Here is a 229-nt window from a genome sequence, read left to right as displayed (position 1 = left end):
CTTGGAGATCACCCGAAGACGTCGTCCAAGCACCAGAATGGGGACGATCACCGCGGGCACGATCAGCACAACAAGCGCCGTCAGTTTCGCCGAGGTCAGCAGCATCAGAACGAGACCACCGAGGAAGATCAGCAGGTTGCGCAGGGCGACCGGGGCACAAGACCCCAGCACCGACCGGATCAAAGAAGGGCCGGTGGTGGTCCGGCTCAGCACCTCGCCCGTCCTGGTG

General features: G+C 63.8%; 1 protein-coding gene. It reads right to left on the bottom strand.

Annotated elements, in window-relative coordinates; all coding sequences use genetic code 11:
* Positions 1 to 229 (bottom strand): ABC transporter transmembrane domain-containing protein (locus R0J92_RS27495; RefSeq protein WP_411054011.1); only part of this gene is annotated, 229 nt, incomplete at both ends.

Source organism: Tritonibacter sp. SIMBA_163 (assembly GCF_046535935.1).
GTDB lineage: Bacteria > Pseudomonadota > Alphaproteobacteria > Rhodobacterales > Rhodobacteraceae > Epibacterium > Epibacterium scottomollicae.
Note: the sequence above shows the minus strand (reverse complement) of the source record. Positions and strands in the feature narration are given on the sequence as shown.